This window comes from Xenorhabdus beddingii (assembly GCF_002127545.1).
GTDB classification, from domain to species: Bacteria; Pseudomonadota; Gammaproteobacteria; order Enterobacterales; family Enterobacteriaceae; genus Xenorhabdus; species Xenorhabdus beddingii.
This window is the reverse complement of record NZ_MUBK01000145.1, coordinates 1-687: the sequence shown is the minus strand read 5'-3', so window position 1 is coordinate 687 and position 687 is coordinate 1. Positions and strand designations below refer to the sequence as shown.

General features: G+C 59.1%; 1 protein-coding gene. It reads right to left on the bottom strand.

The window, feature by feature from the left end; genetic code table 11:
* Positions 1-687, bottom strand: a 687-nt coding sequence (locus Xbed_RS18930; protein WP_139837566.1) for a type VI secretion system baseplate subunit TssF, incomplete at both ends; no start/stop codon positions are given.

Genomic DNA, 687 nt, shown 5'->3' with positions numbered 1-687 from the left:
TATAGACATCCAGCTTGACGAACGAGGACTGGCTGACAAAACAGGCCATGGCGTAGTTGATCAAGCGGCAGAAATGGTACATTTCCCCCGGATTACGGTAACAATCCGGGTTCAGCGTCAGTAACACGAGTCGGCCCCGCATCGGTTGACCCCGTTTCAGCCGGTCGGTCAGGCGCTCTTCCACAGAGATAATGCCGTCGATATGCTGACGGATGTGGCGGCTCAACGGGCGGTTGAGTTCGGCATAATGGTCAAACAGGCGCAGGAACTGTTTCAGGTTTTCCGTGGCAAACAGCATCATCGGCGGGCTGGACAGGCCGGACAGCAGCGGCCAGCCGGCATGGTCCTGCAACAGGGGCGGGTAATCGGCGGTGGCCGGCGTGATATTGTGCACACTGAGATGGGAGGGCGTGCCTTCCTGCATCACGGTGATTGTGCCTTGCCCCAGCCCCATCGCCCGTTCATGGTAGCCGAGAAAATGGCAGGCGACGGCCAGCGGCGGTAAGTTTTCGGCGGGCTGGCCGGTCAAATCAAAGAAATGCAGTTGCTGCTGAATACGTCCCAGTAAATCGCGTTCCGTCCGGAGCTGGTAGTAAAAACAGTCGGGTTGCTCCTCCGCGAGTAAACCCGCAGCCGGCGTAAACTGGCTGATGGGCAGATAGCGGTGCGGTGTGCCCCGTTGCTGCG